Origin of the sequence: Phyllobacterium sp. CCNWLW109 (assembly GCF_037203905.1) — a bacterium.
GTDB classification, from domain to species: Bacteria; Pseudomonadota; Alphaproteobacteria; order Rhizobiales; family Rhizobiaceae; genus Phyllobacterium; species Phyllobacterium ifriqiyense.
Genome location: NZ_JBBCBK010000003.1, coordinates 932,726 through 948,583, shown reverse-complemented (window position 1 = coordinate 948,583; position 15,858 = coordinate 932,726). Strand labels below are relative to the sequence as shown.

The window sequence follows — 15,858 nt, the reverse complement described above, 5'->3', positions numbered from 1 at the left end:
AATCTCCGTCGCGGACATAACTGTCTGGAGACGAGATGTCGAGAACAACTTGACTTTGGCCCATGCGCGACCATAGCTACGCCCCAATCTGTTTCAGCAGGACTCTACGCAAATCAGCACCAATATGACCAAAGCCACCCGACCTACCGCTTATAAAGCACCGAAAAGTCAGGAAGCGACGAATCCCCACAGTCCAGTGGTTGAATTTGGCGCGGATAAGCCTTTGAACCTCGATAGCGGCGTATCGCTTTCGCCTTTTCGCATTGCCTACCAGTCTTATGGCACGCTCAATGAGGATAAATCCAACGCGATCCTGATTTGCCATGCTCTTACCGGCGATCAGCATGTGGCGAATGTCCATCCGGTCACCGGCAAATCGGGCTGGTGGGAATTGCTCGTTGGCCCCGGCAAACCAATCGACACGGATCGCTATTTTGTTCTTTGCTCAAATGTTCTTGGCGGTTGCCTCGGCTCAACCGGTCCCGCTTCGATCAATCCGGCCACCGGCAAGCCCTATGCGCTTGATCTTCCCATTATTACAATTGCCGACATGGTGCGTGCACAGGCAATGCTGGTCGAGCATTTCGGTATTAAGCAGCTTTTTGCCGTTGTCGGCGGTTCCATGGGCGGCATGCAGGTTCTGGAATGGGCGTCCAGCCATTCCGACAAGGTTTTCGCAGCCGTAGCGCTTGCCACCGGCGCGCGCCATTCTTCGCAGAACATAGCCTTCCACGAGGTCGGGCGTCAGGCCGTCATGGCCGATCCAGAATGGAAAGAAGGCCGTTATCTCGAAGCTGGCACGGTGCCCCGCAAGGGGCTTTCTGTCGCCCGCATGGCGGCCCACATCACCTATCTGTCGGAAACCGCCCTGCACAACAAGTTCGGGCGTAACCTGCAGGACCGGCAGAATGTGACGTTCGGATTTGATGCGGATTTTCAGATCGAGAGCTATCTGCGCCATCAGGGCAATACATTTGTCGAGCGTTTCGACGCCAACTCATACCTCTATATGACGCGTGCCATGGATTATTTCGATCTGGCCGCTGAGCATGAGGGCAGACTTGCCGATGCCTTTGCCGGGTCAAAGACCCGTTTCTGCATCGTCTCCTTCACAAGCGATTGGCTGTTCCCAACCAGCGAGAGCCGCACGGTTGCCCATGCGTTGAATGCGGCGGGCGCTTCCGTTTCATTCGTTGAGATCGAATCGGATCGCGGCCATGATTCGTTCCTGCTGGACGAACCGGAGATGTTCTCGGCCGTCAACGGCTTCCTGCGCTCTGCAGCGCGCGCAAAGGGGCTTCTTCCATTATGAGTATCAATAGTCATCCCCGCGTTGATTTTGCCGTCATCGCTTCACTGATCGAGCCTGGTTCGCGTGTGCTGGACGTAGGCTGCGGCGATGGTGAATTGCTGGAACTGTTGCAGACCACCAAGGGCGTGGATGGGCGCGGCGTCGAGCTTTCGCAAAAGGGCGTCAATGAATCTGTTGCCCGGGGCCTTTCTGTCATTCAGGGCGACGCTGACAGCGATCTGAAATATTACCCGGATGGCGGGTTTGATTATGTGATCCTCAGCCAGACTTTGCAGGCCACCCGCAATCCTAAATATGTTCTGACCGAGCTTTTGCGCATCGGCGAAAAGGCAATTGTCTCGTTTCCCAATTTCGGCCACTGGCGCATGCGCGCCTCGCTGGCCATTAATGGGCGCATGCCGGTTACCAAAGAGCTGCCCTATAGCTGGTATGACACACCAAACATCCACTTCTGCACCATCAATGATTTTGTCGACATGACAAAAGAGGTCGGCGCCCACGTTGAATCAGCCGTTGCGCTGAATGCTCTGGGTCAGCGTCTCGGCTTCAATATGCCGTGGGGCTTCTGGAACCTTTTCGGCCAGCAGGCAGTGTTCCTGCTCCGCCGTTAATCTTCTTTCGGACCATCGCGCCGCATGGCAGTGCCTTGCGGTGAAAGCACGGGCACAAAGACGCGCCGGGACGAACGCTTGGCCACCGGCAGGCCCTGATAGACACGCTTTTGCGCTTCCACGATCAGCACGCCTGAAAACATTGGCCAGAACCGCCTGCCCATTCTCTCAAACAATGCGGAGGGCCGCATCATCGCGCGGCGCGATGATGGCGGAAAGAACAAGGCTTCGCCCCATGGGCCGGGGGTAAAATTGGTTTCTCGCAAAAGCCGGATGAGCTGGCCTCGGCTATAGGGCCTGCCACTGCCGAAGGGCGTATGCTCGAAGCGAGCCCATAATCCGCGCCGATTGGGTACGACGATCACCAGGCGGCCATTGGGAGCCAGCACACGCCACATTTCCTTCAATGTCTCGCGTGGGTCCTCCGCATGTTCCAAAGCATGAATAAGCAACATTCTGTCAACTGCGGAATCCGGCAGGGGAAGCTCTTCCTCGAAAACCAGTGCTGTCGATGAAGGCTCAAGTGGCGGCCAGCTTGCGGCACCCTGCCCCGCTGGCATGAAGGCAAAGGTGCGCTCCGTATCGCTTCTGAAGCGATCAAGGTAAGGCGCGGCATAGCCGAGCCCGACGAGACGCTCACCCGGGAGCTTGGGCCACATGGCAGCAAGCGCCATGGTGATCGAACGCTCCGCCAGATGACCAAGGGTTGATGCGTAGAAAGTGCGAAGATCGATGATATCGAGATGCATGGTGGGCAAACTACCACGCTAATCAATAACATCAAGAAAATGCCGGTCTCGTGGCTTGCGCATCCACGGCAGCGGCTTATCTTGGTTCTGACAGGAATAAAGAGAAGCTATATGTCCAATTTGCAAATCGAACAGTTTAACGCCCGAAGCGATAATTTCGGCGTTCTCATCCATGACCCGGAAACAAATCTCACTGCGTCTATCGATGCGCCGGAAGAGCAACCAATTCTCGATGCGCTCAAGCGCCGCGGCTGGAAACTAACGCATATTCTGACCACTCATCATCACAATGATCATATCGAAGCAAATCTCGCTTTGAAGAAGCGCTTTGGTGTTGAGATCGTCGGTCCGGAAGCTGAGAAATCGCAAATTCCCGGTATTGATCGCACATTGAGCCACGGCGACCATTTCCAGTTCGGCAGTTTTGATATTGAGGTGATTTCCACTCCCGGTCATACAAACGGGGAAATCTCGTTCTTTATCCCTGCCGCGAAGGTTCTCTTTGCCGGCGATACATTATTTTCCCTTGGTTGCGGGCGGTTGCTTGAAGGCACGCCGGCGACCATGTTCGAATCGTTGCAAAAGCTCGTCGCTTTGCCCGGCGATACGCAGGTCTATTGCGGACATGAATATAGCGAAAGCAATGCGCGTTTTGCCTTGTCAATCGACCCTGATAATTCGGCGTTAAAAGAGCGAGCCAGGGAAATTACGGCGCTTCGCGCAGCAGGTCAGCCTACATTGCCAACCACCATATTGCGCGAAATGGCCACCAATCCGTTCCTGCGCTGGCATGATCCCGTCATTCGCAAGAACCTCAAAATGGAAAATGCCAGCGATGAGGCAGTCTTTACTGAAATACGCAAACGGAAGGATCATTTCTGATGGATCTTACCGCACAACAGATCAAAGACATTCTCGGGCTTGAACCTCATCCGGAAGGGGGCGCCTATATCGAAACATTCCGCGATAACAAGGCGGAACCGCAGGTCTGTAAACGCGGATATTCCACCGCGATCTATTTCCTCCTTTCCAAGGGGGAAATATCCAGATGGCACCGCGTCAAGGACGCATCGGAGGTCTGGCACTATTATGGCGGCGCGGCGCTGGAACTTTCCATAACCTCTGGCAAAGAACCCGTGACCACCCAAATACTCGGAATGGACCTTGCCAATGGGCAACGCCCACAGGCCGTTGTTCCCGCAGGGCACTGGCAGATGGCGAAAAGCCTTGGCGACTGGACACTGGTTGGCTGTACAGTCGCTCCGGGCTTCAACTTTGCTCAATTCGAATTGGCTGAACCCGGCTGGGAGCCTTGATTTTTCTTGAGCAGCATATCCTTGGCAGCAAGCACCGCGCCTGAAGTGATCAAGGCACATGCAAGCAATACCCGTGTCGTTGGCTCGGTCACACCAGCAATGATCAATACAAGCGTCGATAGCAGAGGCGCGGCATAGCTGGATGCGCCCAGCACCTGAATATTGCCGCGCTTGACACCGTAATCCCATACATAGAACGCAGCGCCGACCGGAAAAAACCCGAGTCCCAAAACTGCCAACCACTGAACAAGCCCTTCCGGCCATATGGTCTGCTCAAGAAGCAGATGAGAGATCAGTGAGAGGATCGACGTTGCGATGCAGAAACCCGTTACCGCATCGGTCGGCACCTCGGCAAAACGTCGTGAGAGCAGCGAATAAGCCGCCCATGTGAGCGCGCAAAGACCCGCCATCGCATAGCCGAAACTATATTGCGGATCGAAACCGAGCCCGCCGCCCTTTGTGATGATCAGGACAGTGCCGGACAGGCCAAGCAGCGTCCCGACAATGTGAAACCAGCGCAGACGTTCCCCCGGCATCAGCGCCGAACCAACCACGATGAACAGAGGCCACAGATAGGCGATGAGGCTTGCATCGATCGCCGGTGCATTACGCAGCGCGGTAAAATAAAGAAAATGATAGCCAAACAGCCCGACAACCCCGAGCATCCAGACTTTCAATGGCTGGCGCAAATGTCTGGCCGCGCCCGGACGCCACAACCATGAGACCAGTCCAAGGCAAGCACCGATGGCAAATGTCATTGCGGTCAGCTGGAATGGCGGCACCTTGCCTGACACATCCGTGAACAGTGCGAGCATCGCCCACATGATAACTGCGAGAAATCCGACAAATGTAGCCACGCCGCCCCCAAATCAACAGGCGGCGCTCAGCCGCTTACTGCGTCTTTTCGAAACGGGTCGCGTAAACTGTCACCGTGCCGATTTGCGTGCCGATTTTCGCCTGCACCGGCGAATAGATACCGGACTTGCCTAATGATGCAAAGGTCATACTGATCTTGCTGGAGTTTTTCAGATATTCAATGGCTTTCCGGCCCGATTGATAGCCAGAAATCGGGATAAACTTGGCAGTACAGGTAATAGCATCACCCTTGAAACCGTTGGTTGCGAAAGGCCTGGATCCGCCCTCCGGCGAAAGCTTGAGATCAATGCGGGTCTGACCGTCATACATTTGCAATGTCCTGGAACAGACCTGATCGAGATTGTCTGCCGCGACCATGACGCCGGAAATGGGATCGGCAACAGATTTCAGATCATCGGGTTTCAATTCGACCCAGTTTTCTTTCTTCTTGATTGGGGGCACATTGACCGTCTCCGTCACATTGCCGTCTGTGAACGCAATTGATGTCGTCTTGTTGCGCTTGCCGTGCTTGTATTTCACCGCATAGGAGCTTGGAACCGGCCCGGCCTTGCCATATTGCCCCTTGGCATCAAGCGTGCCGCTCGTATCGTCAAAGAGGCTGCCCAGCCCGGAACTCATCAATTCGCCGCTGACCTCATAGGCATGACTGTCGGAGACATTCGTTGAAAAATTGGCTTTCGCAATGGTTAGCCCATAGAGCGATACCCTGTATTCGGACTTATAGGCCTGCGCAGCATTGGCGGCACCGGCCATCATGATCGCGCATGCGGCTAGACTGACCGCCACCAGTGCTCGCTTGGAGGAACACCCTCCGGCTTTCATTTGTCGTATTCCCATCTAACACCCGTCCTTGATGGTAACTGCTCGTTTATAAAGCAGGCAAAGTTGTGTTAAACACCCCATGATCCTGACGAAATGCACAGTGCATGGAGCAAACAGCGTAGATATACACTTGACGCGTAGGGCTCATATCACTATAGAAACGCAACTTCCCAATAGGCCGCCTTTCCGAAAGCTGAGCCGCTGCGTGGCAACATGCGATGGCACCAGACAGAATTTGGATCGGCGGGAATGAAATTTAAAGGTGAGACCCAATGTCCCGCACATGTGAATTGACCGCAAAGTCGGTCCAGTACGGCAACAATGTGAGCCACGCGAACAATCGTACGCGCCGCCGCTTTTTGCCAAATCTTTGCCAGGTAACGCTGATCTCCGAAGCTTTGGGTCAGAGCTATCGTCTGCGCGTTACAGCCCATGCGCTTCGCAGCGTTGAGCATCGCGGTGGTCTGGATGCGTTCTTGGTCAAGGCTGACGAGAAGGAGCTGTCACAGCGCGCTCGTCTTCTCAAGCGCCAGATTGCCAAGAAGCTTCTTGAAGCTCCGGTTGCTGCTGCTTAATCAGCGCTTCTTTATTGCTTGATCATCGGGGCCAGCATATGCTGGCCTTATTGTTGCTGGTTCCATTACCCAGGATAAAAAAATGCCGCTCAGCCGCGCTTATTCCCTGTCTGATTTTGTTTTGCCCGTTCTGGCCATGTGCGCAGTCGTGGCTGCGTCCAATATTCTGGTGCAATATCCATTCCATCATTTTGGTTTGGGCGAAATTCTCACCTATGGCGCGTTCACTTATCCGATAGCTTTTCTGGTTAATGATCTTTCCAATCGCAGGTTTGGTCCTGTCTTTGCCCGGCGTGTTGTCTATACAGGTTTTGCCATTGCCGTTGTTTTGTCGATCTGGCTTGCGACACCCCGTATCGCCATCGCATCCGGCACGGCGTTCCTCACGGCCCAGCTTCTCGATATAACTGTCTTCAACAAGCTGCGTCAGCTGACATGGTGGAAAGCCCCCTTCGCTTCCGCAATCTTCGGGTCATTGCTCGACACCTTGCTGTTCTTTTCTATCGCTTTTGCCGCACGCTTTGCCTGGATTGACGCCATAACGGGCCAGCCCGATTCGTCACTGGCAATGCCAGTGCCGTTCCTTGGCACAGAAGTGCCGCTATGGGCATCGCTGGGCTTCGGTGACCTCTTGGTCAAGATCGTCATGGCTGTGGTCATGCTTGTGCCCTATGGCGCGATCCTCGCCATTTTCGCCCCTGCCATCTACTCGGCTAGCCGAAATTCCAGATAAAGATTTCTTTGCACAACTGAGAAATTATCGTCCGATATCATCGAGACGCGGGTAGAGCCATCAGCGGCCTGCCAGACATCCAGCCCCTCCATATTGTCGATCTGGTAGCTTAGATCGGCATTGAAAATTATCCGTCCATCAACGGTCGCATCCGGCTTGATCATATCGCCCGGAATTAGCCGAAGGCGTACGCTTATGCCGGTTATGAAGCTGTATTTGCGCTCAAGCAGCAAAAGGTCGCCACCCGGCAGAAAGTCGCCATCGCTTATATCAAAGCCATCCCTGCGCTGGACATAGAATATTCCTTTTCGCGGCCCTTCAAGCACAGCAGCAAAGGCATTGCCCGCCTTGTTCAGGCTCATCTCAGTCACGGCCACGCGTGCACCACGCAGAGGACCATCGGGAGGCGAATAGGCAATGGTCTCAATGCCGCGATTGGTTCTTAGCTCTTCTTTTGGAATGGGCAGCGGCAGAATCTTCGGCCGCGAGGCGAATTTTTCCAGATCAAGTTCATATTCGGCGATCCGGTGATTGCGTTCAAAAGAAACCGTGACCTTCTGGCCGGAGATATTCATGCCTTCTGCATCGGAATCCCGCTTGCCATCAACCGGCAAGCCATCTTCTCCAAGAATGGGAGCCAGTCTGTAATCCGCAACCGAGGCTGGTCTTCCTTCTGCATCGCGCAGGATTCGACCGGCAAACCACGAGCCCGTATCGGTAACGCCAAGGAAACGTTGTCCCGCATCGAGAAAATGAAATGCGGACATGCTGCCAAATCGGGCACTCGTAGACGACATGTCCAGGCCGCCCACAAATTCAAGCGGACCAAAACGGCTTTCGGCAGAGCCAAGCTGAAAGTTGGAAATGGTGCGGGATTTAACCTGTAGAGACAAAACCCCCGGCTCTTCCGCCAAAGCCAAGGAGGCCGTCATCGCAAAGGTCAGTGTCAACCAGACGCGCCAGCAACGTAGCGCCACTGACTTCATCTTATCGGCGTCCAGCTTTTTTGGCTGCCGCGCGTCCTTGCTCTTCAAACAAGGAAGCGAGTTGTTCGGTCATCGCACCGGCCAGCTCTTCCGCGTCGACAATCGTCACCGCACGGCGGTAGTAACGCGTGACATCATGGCCGATACCGATAGCGATAAGCTCAACGGGTGATTTGGTTTCAATCTCTTCAATCACCGCACGCAAATGCCGCTCAAGATAATTGCCCGGATTGACCGATAAGGTGCTGTCATCAACGGGAGCACCATCGGAAATCATCATCAGAATACGGCGCTGTTCAGGACGCGCCAGCAATCTTTGATGGGCCCAGATCAGCGCTTCACCGTCAATATTTTCCTTCAGCAGCCCCTCGCGCATCATCAGGCCGAGATTGCGCCGTGAGCGCCGCCATGGGGCGTCAGCGCGCTTGTAGACGATATGGCGCAGATCATTCAGCCGGCCTGGATTGGCCTGTTTGCCCCGCTCCAGCCAAGCTTCACGGGCCTGTCCGCCTTTCCACGCCTTTGTGGTGAAGCCGAGGATTTCAACCTTCACGCCGCAACGCTCCAGCGTACGTGCCAAAATATCGGCACAGGTCGCAGCAACAGTAATAGGCCGACCACGCATGGAGCCGGAATTATCGATCAGCAGCGTAACTACGGTGTCGCGGAAATCCGTGTCGCGCTCCATCTTGTAGGAGAGGGGCTGAGTGGGATCGATAACGACGCGCACAAGGCGGGCGCTGTCGAGATATCCCTCTTCCAGATCGAAGTCCCAGGAACGGTTCTGCTGCGCCATCAGGCGGCGCTGAAGCCTATTGGCCAGACGCCCGACAACGCCGGATAGATTGGCAAGCTGCTTGTCGAGGAATGCACGCAGACGCTCCAGTTCAGCTTCGTCACAAAGCTCTTCCGCGTCGGTCGTCTCGTCAAATTCCTGCGTATAGACCTTATACCCGCTTTCAGCCCCAAGATTGGAGAAAGGCTGGTTAGGGCGCCTTGCTTCGCCCGGAATCTCCGCATCAGCGTCCGAATCTTCATCCATATCGTCGGATGAAGCGTCCGCAGCCTCGGTTTCGCCCGCCTGACTATCGTCGCTGGATGTCTCGGAATCATCATTTTCGGATGAATCGCTGCCTTCGTCCTCGTCGGAGCCGCCCTCATTGTTTTCTTCAGGCTCGGGCTGGTCTTCTTCGTTGCTCTGGCTGTCGTCGTCTTGGCTTTCCTGCGCCAGTTCTTCCGCCATTTCCATCGAAGCGAGCATTTCACGCACAACGCGCGCAAATGCGTTCTGGTCGTTTATCTTGTCAGACAGATGATCAAGATCGGTCGCGGCTTTCTCTTCGATCCAGTCACGCCAAAGATCGAGCACATTGCCCGCTGATTCCGGGGCTTTGCGCCCCGTCAGCTTTTCACGCACCAGCAAGGCGACAGCTTCTTCGAGCGGAGCTTCTGCCTTGTCCGTGATCGCAGGAAAATTGGCGCGGGCATATTTGTCCGCCAGCATGGAGTTCAGATTTTCCGCCACGCCTTCCATGCGCAAAGAGCCGATAGCTTCGACGCGAGCCTGTTCAACCGCATCGAAGATTGCTCTCGCCTGCTTGCCTTCCGGCGCGAGCGTCGCGTGAATACGATCATTATGGCATGCCTGACGCAATGCCATCGAATCGCCAATCCCGCGCGTGACCGCTATGTCATTGGCACTCGGACGTTTGGGCAGATCAGGAAGCCGTGCCCGGTGGCCGGTCAGCGCAGGCTTGTCATTGCCGAAGCCGACTTCCAGCTCATGATCGCCGGCAATTGCACGCATACAGGCCGTGACAGCGCGCTTGAAGGGCTCGCTATCAACCGGACCTTTCGGTACCGCACGTGAATTGTCTCCCGGACCTGCCATCTTCTGCTGTGCTCTTAGCTCATAACCACATTGGCTGTGGATTCAGGCAGTTCCTTGCCAAAGGCACGCTGATAGAACTCGGCAACGATTGGACGCTCCAATTCATCGCACTTGTTCAGGAAGGTCAGACGGAATGCAAAACCGACATCCTTGAAAATATCGGCATTTTCTGCCCAAGTGATCACCGTACGCGGGCTCATCACGGTCGAAAGATCGCCATTGATGAATGCGGCACGGGTCATATCGGCAACGCGAACCATCTTGGAGACGATCTCCATGCCTTCCTTGTTCTGATAATGCTTGGCCTTGGCAGCAACGATTGCCACCTCATTGTCATGCGGCAGATAGTTGAGCGTCGTCACGATCGACCAGCGATCCATCTGCGCCTGATTGATCTGCTGCGTGCCGTGGTAAAGACCGGTCGTATCGCCGAGACCGACCGTATTGGCCGTAGCGAACAGGCGGAAGGCAGGGTGCGGACGGATAACGCGGCTTTGATCCAGAAGCGTCAAGCGGCCGGATGATTCCAGCACGCGCTGGATAACGAACATAACATCCGGACGACCGGCATCATATTCGTCAAAAACCAGAGCAACATTATGCTGGTAGGCCCAAGGCAGAATGCCGTCGCGGAATTCCGTAACCTGCATGCCCTCTTTCACCACAATTGCATCCTTGCCGACCAGATCGATACGGCTGACGTGACTGTCGAGATTGACGCGAACGCAGGGCCAGTTGAGGCGCGCAGCGACCTGTTCAATATGCGTGGATTTACCCGTCCCATGATAGCCGGAAACCATAACGCGCCGGTTGAAGGCAAAACCTGCCAGAATGGCCAGCGTCGTTGCCTTGTCGAACAAATAGTCCGTGTCGATTTCCGGGACATAGGCATCGCCGGCCTTATAGGCCGGGACCATCATGTCGGATTGGAATCCGAAAAGCTTTTCTACAGAAACCGTTGTATCCGGCAAATTCGCAATATCGCGATCAACCTTATTCATCATGCCTCCAGCGCGACTGCATGCGCAGACGCATAAAAATAGCGAACCCCGCAACGAGATTCTGAATTCAGCCCATGAGTGGTTAGCAGAAACCAGCCGTCTTGAGCAATTGATAGGCCTGGATTACGTCACGGAAACGATCCTCGGAAGCCCGATCACCGCCGTTTGCATCGGGGTGGTGGCGCTTCACCAGTTCTTTATAGCGCGACTTTATATCTTCGCCAGTGGCTTTTGCACCTAGTCCAAGCGTATCCAGCGCTTTTGACTCCAGCGGCTTCAATTTGCGCACATGGACACGTGCATTATTGAAAACACTATTGGGATCCCGGAACCTGTTTTGGTAGGCAGCACGCCCCGATCGCAATTTAGAAAAATCCGGCGATGTCTTGGCGCTTGCACTGGCCTGCGCGCGGGTGCTGGCGCTTGGCCCTGCCCCGCTGCCCGGCAATCCTGCAACAGTCCATGTCGGGCGATCGCCCGTCAGCGCTTCCTTCTGGTAGCGCGCAACCTCTGCATCAGACAGGCCGGAGAAATAATTATAGCCTTTATTATACTCGCGCACATGGTCGATGCAGAAATGGAAGAACTCGCCTTCCTTTTCGCGGCCCACGGGAGCGCGGTGCGGACCAGGTTTCTCGCAGCCGTCCCACTGGCATATGGGCGTGCGCGATTTCTCCTCTTCCGCTTTTTTCGGGCGGATACGGATGCTGTCGAAATATTTAGAGCTTGTCGTCATCGAATACGTTTATCTTGGCTTGGCGTGAATTGACATTCGGACATGATTTATGACCTAACGCCTGAAATGGCGGTAAATTTATGAACATGTTCGGATTTGCCAAATGAAACTACCATATGGGCGCAGGAGAATGAAATGTCCACTCAGTCCGCGATCGAAAACAAACTGACACAGGCTTTCCATCCCGTTTCATTGGCTGTCATCAATGAAAGCCACCTTCACGCAGGCCACCATCATTCTGACAGCGAGCATCATGGCACATTTGACGGTTCAGGCGAAACGCATTTTCGCGTGCGGATTGTCGCGGAGGCTTTTTCCGGCATGTCGCGTGTCGAACGCCACCGCGCAATCAATGAAGTTCTCGAAGCAGAATTGAAGGGAAGCGTCCATGCCTTGGCGCTTGAACCAGCAGCGCCCGGCGAAGCAACACGGCGGTAAAAAGCTCAACTAAAGTGTGACTTGCAATTCCTGAAAAGCATTGCGACAGGAAACTGCATACATCCAGTGCGTCGAACCACGCACTGGATGTATGCAACTAATATTCAATCCTGCACCAGTTGCCGCTTCAATCGCGCAATCATTCCAGCTTGCAATTCACTCGGCTCACCGTAGGCTGATGCGGTCTGTTGCAGCATGTCGATCAATTGCAGCCGTTCTCTTCTCGTCAGGCGTTCGCGCAGCATGGGTGCCATTTCATCAGCCATGGGCGAAAAAAATCCCCGCTGCTTGGTATAAGTCCAGGCCTTTCGAAACAATGCGTCTGGATCTTCGATCTGAAGCGTTTCGCTAATCAGTTCCAGAATCTTCATCTTTTCGTCTGCGGTCACCGGGGCGCCCGTCCGCACAAGCTGAATCATCAAGATCGCAGCGGCCAGACGCGGGTCTTTTATACGGCTGTAGGGTGAGCCGATCAGATTCTGAAAACTGAACTTTGCCTTCCGTTGCAGGCCTTTCGTGTCGCGATCAAGATCGCGTACTGCCCTGACAGTCGAATGGGCTCGCAGGGTCCAGAATAAAACAACAGCCGCCAAACCGATAATCGCAATGAGAATATGCATTTTAATCCCAGTTATATGAACCTGAATGCCTCGTGAACTACCGCGCCTTCGGTTTGTCCTCACCTTCAATCGGCCGGATGCGCAGTCGCGTTATTCTGTTTTTTTCCCGCTTGATGATCGTAAACCGCTTGCCATGGAACGTATAAGCCTGTTTTTCCTTTGGAATGCTCTGCGTCTGATGGATCACAAACCCTGCAATGGTTGTCGCCTCCGTATCGGGCAGATTCCAGTCGAGCGCGCGGTTAAGGTCGCGTATCGGCACGGACCCGTCGACAAGGATTGAGCCATCCGGCTGCGGGCGAACACCCTGCACGTCAATGTCATGCTCGTCGGCAATATCGCCAACGATCTCCTCAAGAATATCTTCCAGCGTGATCAGCCCCTGCACGTCGCCATACTCATCGACGACAATGGCAATATGTGCCTTGCGCCGCAAAAACGCATTGAGCTGGTCCTGGAGCGTGGTCGTATCCGGCACGAACCAGGGCTTTGTCGCAACCTTCATAATATTGATCTTCGAGAAGTCGCGATTGGCATCCCTGATCGCCCGTACAAGGTCTTTGGCGTGGACAACCCCGACAAAATTATCGTTCGTGCCTCTCCACACAGGAATACGCGTATGATGGCTGGCAAGGATTTCGGTGATGATCGTCTCGATTGGATCATCGGCATTGACCGAATCCATATCGGTGCGGTGGATCATGACGTCATAGACTTCAAGCTCGCGCAGATCAAGCAAGCCACCAATCTGGTCCCTGTCGCCCTTCACCACGGAACCTTCCTTGTGGAGCAGGTCGACCGCACCGCGCAGCTCTTCCTGCGCTGAAAACATTGAAATTCCCGCAGCAAGATTGATCCCGAAAATCGCAAGTATATTGCGTACGATCCAGTTCACCAGATCGGAAAGAGGACCGAATATCCAGACTGCAAGCTGCGCAAACCGCACCAGCGAAAGCGAATTGCGTTCGGGACTCGATATAGCCCAGGATTTTGGCAGAACTTCCGCAAAGATCACCAGAAGGACGGTCATGATGGCTGTCGCATAGGCCACACCAGCCTGCCCGAAAATATCAAGCAACATGCTGGTCATCAGCGACGATGCGAGAATATTGATGAGATTATTGCCGATCAGCATGACGCCGATCAGCCTGTCGCGTTTCTCGATGAGATTTTCGACAATGCTTGCACGCCCGTCGCCGCGGTTCGCCAGCCGATGCATGCGTGCCCGCGACACCGCAGTCAATGCCGTTTCGGACCCTGAAAAGAGAGCGGACATCAGGATCAAACCCAAAATAACCCCGCAGAAAATCCAGAGTTCCAAGGTCATGCTGGATGTTTCTCCTTCAGGAAGCTCAAGACCGCCGATGGTGGAACATCTTTGGCGATGAATGACTGACCGATACCGCGCGTGAGAATAAAGGTCAGCGTACCACGCGTCACCTTTTTATCCTGCGCAATATATTCCATCAATTTTTCCGCTGGCGGAAGCTGGCCTTGTATCTCGTTGATAGATACCGGCAGGCCGACATCGCGCAGATGCTTTTCCACCCGCAAAGCATCATCCGGGCTGGCCAGATTCATTTTGGCCGAAAACTGATGCGCCAGAACCATTCCGATGGAAACGCCCTCACCATGAACAAGGCGCGAGGAATCATATTTGGTTGCTGTCTCCAGCGCATGGCCGAATGTGTGGCCAAGATTGAGCAGCGCCCTGTCTCCCATCTCGAACTCGTCGCGTTCAACGACATCGGCTTTTGACTGGCACGCTATGGCAATCGCCTGGGTCCGTTCCGGCCCTCCATCGAAAATCCCGCGCCAGTTGGCCTCCAGCCAACCGAAAAAATCCGGACGGTCGATCAGACCATATTTGGCAACTTCCGCATAACCTGCACGAAATTCACGTAGAGAGAGCGTGTTGAGCACATCCGTGTCGGCCAGAACCAGCTGGGGCTGATAGAACACGCCGACAAGGTTCTTGCCATGCGCCGTGTTAATTCCGGTCTTGCCGCCCACGGAACTATCCACCTGCGCCAGCAATGAGGTTGGTATCTGCACAAAACCCATGCCGCGCCGCGCAATACCAGCCGCAAAACCGGCAAGGTCACCAATGACACCGCCACCGAAAGCAATGACAATATCGCCGCGTTCGAGCCGCGCCGCTAGAATGGCGTTGGTAACAGTCTCCAGCGTCGCAAAACATTTTGATTGCTCGCCCGGGGCAACCACCACCGGCGTCGATTCTATTCCTGCGGCAGTGAGCCCGGCCTGCAACCGCTCCAGATGCAGCCCGGCGACTGTCTCGTCGCTGATGATGGCCGCCCGCATTGTCTTGCCTGCCCGTGAGACGATCTCTTGTCCTGCACGCTCAATCAAACCACCACCAATCAATATGTCATAGGAGCGATCGCCGAGCTTGACGGGAACGATTGTGCTTGTCGCTTGATCCGTCATGACCCGGCCTCCTCATCCGTTTTTGTCTCGTTGGAAAGGGCTTGCCCGCCCAGATGCCCTGCAATGGCCTGCATCGCTTCGAAAGCGATGATTTCTTTCTTTTCTTCGCGCGAATTGATCGTGAGATCGGCATATGCATAGATTGGATAGCGCTCGCCCATCAGCCGCTCCATCACACCGCGCGGATCCCTGTTCTTCAGCAATGGACGGTTCTGCTTGCGTACGACACGCGACATCAAGACATCAAGCTCTGCTTTAAGCCATACGGAGATACCGGTGGATGCTATGGCGCTTCGCGTCTGCTCGTTCATATAGGCACCGCCTCCTGTTGCCAGGACAATCGGCCCCTCTTCCAGCATGCGTGCAATGACCCGCCGTTCAAGATCGCGAAATTCGGCCTCGCCATAGGCTTCGAAAAGCTCGGGGATCGACATTGTCGAGACCTTTTCAATCTCGTGATCCGCGTCGAAAAAGGGCAGTTCCACCAGCGAGGCCAGTTTCTTTCCCACTGTCGACTTACCTGCACCCATGAGGCCGACAAGCACGATTGAACGCGCGCCAAGCCGCTCGCGGATGGATTTTGCCAGCTCAGATGTTTCATCTGGCAGAGGTGTTTCTTCCGTCGTATTCATGATTGCGTTTCGACAGTAAAACCTTGGTCCAGTCAAGCAGACTATGGCTTTAAGGACCATCGATGTTCCATTTTACATCAATAGCGTGCGTGGCTCGACAGGCCTACCA

At 54.6% G+C, this 15,858-nt stretch carries 18 protein-coding genes; 7 read left to right on the top strand and 11 right to left on the bottom strand.

Translation table 11 applies throughout. The annotated features are described in order from the left end of the window. The first annotated feature begins 124 nt into the window (after window positions 1-124). Window positions 125-1,312 (top strand): homoserine O-acetyltransferase MetX, encoded by a 1,188-nt coding sequence (metX, locus tag V9K92_RS15175; protein WP_337354346.1) that lies wholly within the window; start codon window positions 125-127, stop codon window positions 1,310-1,312. Then, entirely contained in the window at window positions 1,309-1,923 is a 615-nt protein-coding gene (metW, locus tag V9K92_RS15170) for a methionine biosynthesis protein MetW (protein ID WP_115055513.1), read from the top strand. The genes metX and metW overlap by 4 nt, the downstream gene beginning before the upstream one ends. Here the strand turns inward: metW and V9K92_RS15165 are convergent. After that, on the bottom strand, window positions 1,920-2,672 hold the full coding sequence (locus tag V9K92_RS15165; protein ID WP_115055515.1) for a class I SAM-dependent methyltransferase: 753 nt from the start codon (window positions 2,670-2,672) through the stop codon (window positions 1,920-1,922). The two genes, metW and V9K92_RS15165, sit on opposite strands and share 4 nt — an antisense overlap. A 111-nt stretch (window positions 2,673-2,783) precedes the next feature. Between V9K92_RS15165 and gloB the strand changes: the two genes are divergently transcribed. Together gloB and V9K92_RS15155 are read left to right on the top strand one after the other, a co-directional pair. Beyond that, window positions 2,784-3,554 (top strand): hydroxyacylglutathione hydrolase, encoded by a 771-nt coding sequence (gene gloB, locus V9K92_RS15160; RefSeq protein WP_337354345.1) that lies wholly within the window; start codon window positions 2,784-2,786, stop codon window positions 3,552-3,554. Continuing rightward, a complete protein-coding gene (locus V9K92_RS15155; protein ID WP_115055517.1) occupies window positions 3,554-3,988 on the top strand; it encodes a cupin domain-containing protein in 435 nt (144 codons plus the stop codon). The genes gloB and V9K92_RS15155 overlap by 1 nt, the downstream gene beginning before the upstream one ends. Here the strand turns inward: V9K92_RS15155 and yddG are convergent. Continuing rightward, the gene (yddG, locus tag V9K92_RS15150) at window positions 3,952-4,845 is read right to left on the bottom strand and encodes an aromatic amino acid exporter YddG (RefSeq protein WP_336442337.1); all 894 of its coding nucleotides are present in this window, start codon (window positions 4,843-4,845) and stop codon (window positions 3,952-3,954) included. The two genes, V9K92_RS15155 and yddG, sit on opposite strands and share 37 nt — an antisense overlap. Before the next feature lie 34 nt (window positions 4,846-4,879). Continuing rightward, window positions 4,880-5,686 (bottom strand): DUF3108 domain-containing protein, encoded by an 807-nt coding sequence (locus V9K92_RS15145; protein ID WP_337354344.1) that lies wholly within the window; start codon window positions 5,684-5,686, stop codon window positions 4,880-4,882. A gap of 272 nt (window positions 5,687-5,958) precedes the next feature. Here V9K92_RS15145 and rpmB point away from each other — a divergent pair, with 272 nt between their 5' ends. Together rpmB and V9K92_RS15135 are read left to right on the top strand one after the other, a co-directional pair. After that, on the top strand, window positions 5,959-6,261 hold the full coding sequence (gene rpmB / locus V9K92_RS15140) for a 50S ribosomal protein L28 (protein ID WP_008127961.1): 303 nt from the start codon (window positions 5,959-5,961) through the stop codon (window positions 6,259-6,261). An 82-nt stretch (window positions 6,262-6,343) separates the two neighbouring features. Then, window positions 6,344-6,994 (top strand): queuosine precursor transporter, encoded by a 651-nt coding sequence (locus V9K92_RS15135; protein ID WP_337354343.1) that lies wholly within the window; start codon window positions 6,344-6,346, stop codon window positions 6,992-6,994. On the opposite strand, the gene V9K92_RS15130 is transcribed toward V9K92_RS15135, so the two are convergent. From V9K92_RS15130 to V9K92_RS15115, 4 genes are all read right to left on the bottom strand, one after another. Further along, a complete protein-coding gene (locus V9K92_RS15130; RefSeq protein WP_337354342.1) occupies window positions 6,967-7,980 on the bottom strand; it encodes an esterase-like activity of phytase family protein in 1,014 nt (337 codons plus the stop codon). The genes V9K92_RS15135 and V9K92_RS15130 overlap by 28 nt on opposite strands. 1 nt (window position 7,981) lies before the next feature. Further along, the gene (cobT, locus tag V9K92_RS15125) at window positions 7,982-9,871 is read right to left on the bottom strand and encodes a cobaltochelatase subunit CobT (protein ID WP_337354341.1); all 1,890 of its coding nucleotides are present in this window, start codon (window positions 9,869-9,871) and stop codon (window positions 7,982-7,984) included. 14 nt (window positions 9,872-9,885) lie between these two features. Then, entirely contained in the window at window positions 9,886-10,872 is a 987-nt protein-coding gene (gene cobS, locus V9K92_RS15120) for a cobaltochelatase subunit CobS (RefSeq protein ID WP_115055529.1), read from the bottom strand. Window positions 10,873-10,954: 82 nt separating this feature from the next. Next, a complete protein-coding gene (locus V9K92_RS15115) occupies window positions 10,955-11,608 on the bottom strand; it encodes a J domain-containing protein (RefSeq protein WP_115055531.1) in 654 nt (217 codons plus the stop codon). A gap of 135 nt (window positions 11,609-11,743) precedes the next feature. Here V9K92_RS15115 and V9K92_RS15110 point away from each other — a divergent pair, with 135 nt between their 5' ends. Further along, the gene (locus V9K92_RS15110; protein WP_115055533.1) at window positions 11,744-12,046 is read left to right on the top strand and encodes a BolA family protein; all 303 of its coding nucleotides are present in this window, start codon (window positions 11,744-11,746) and stop codon (window positions 12,044-12,046) included. A gap of 104 nt (window positions 12,047-12,150) precedes the next feature. On the opposite strand, the gene V9K92_RS15105 is transcribed toward V9K92_RS15110, so the two are convergent. From V9K92_RS15105 to V9K92_RS15090, 4 genes are read right to left on the bottom strand one after another with little or no spacing between them, the layout of a single operon-like run. Continuing rightward, entirely contained in the window at window positions 12,151-12,666 is a 516-nt protein-coding gene (locus V9K92_RS15105; protein ID WP_337354340.1) for a TerB family tellurite resistance protein, read from the bottom strand. Window positions 12,667-12,703: 37 nt separating this feature from the next. Continuing rightward, window positions 12,704-13,993 (bottom strand): HlyC/CorC family transporter, encoded by a 1,290-nt coding sequence (locus V9K92_RS15100; protein WP_307280415.1) that lies wholly within the window; start codon window positions 13,991-13,993, stop codon window positions 12,704-12,706. Continuing rightward, complete coding sequence (gene aroB, locus V9K92_RS15095; protein ID WP_337354339.1) at window positions 13,990-15,117, bottom strand: 3-dehydroquinate synthase; 1,128 nt, start codon at window positions 15,115-15,117, stop codon at window positions 13,990-13,992. Before aroB ends, V9K92_RS15100 begins: the two co-directional genes overlap by 4 nt. After that, window positions 15,114-15,752 (bottom strand): shikimate kinase, encoded by a 639-nt coding sequence (locus tag V9K92_RS15090; protein WP_443094473.1) that lies wholly within the window; start codon window positions 15,750-15,752, stop codon window positions 15,114-15,116. The genes aroB and V9K92_RS15090 overlap by 4 nt, the downstream gene beginning before the upstream one ends. Between the last annotated feature and the right edge of the window lie 106 nt (window positions 15,753-15,858).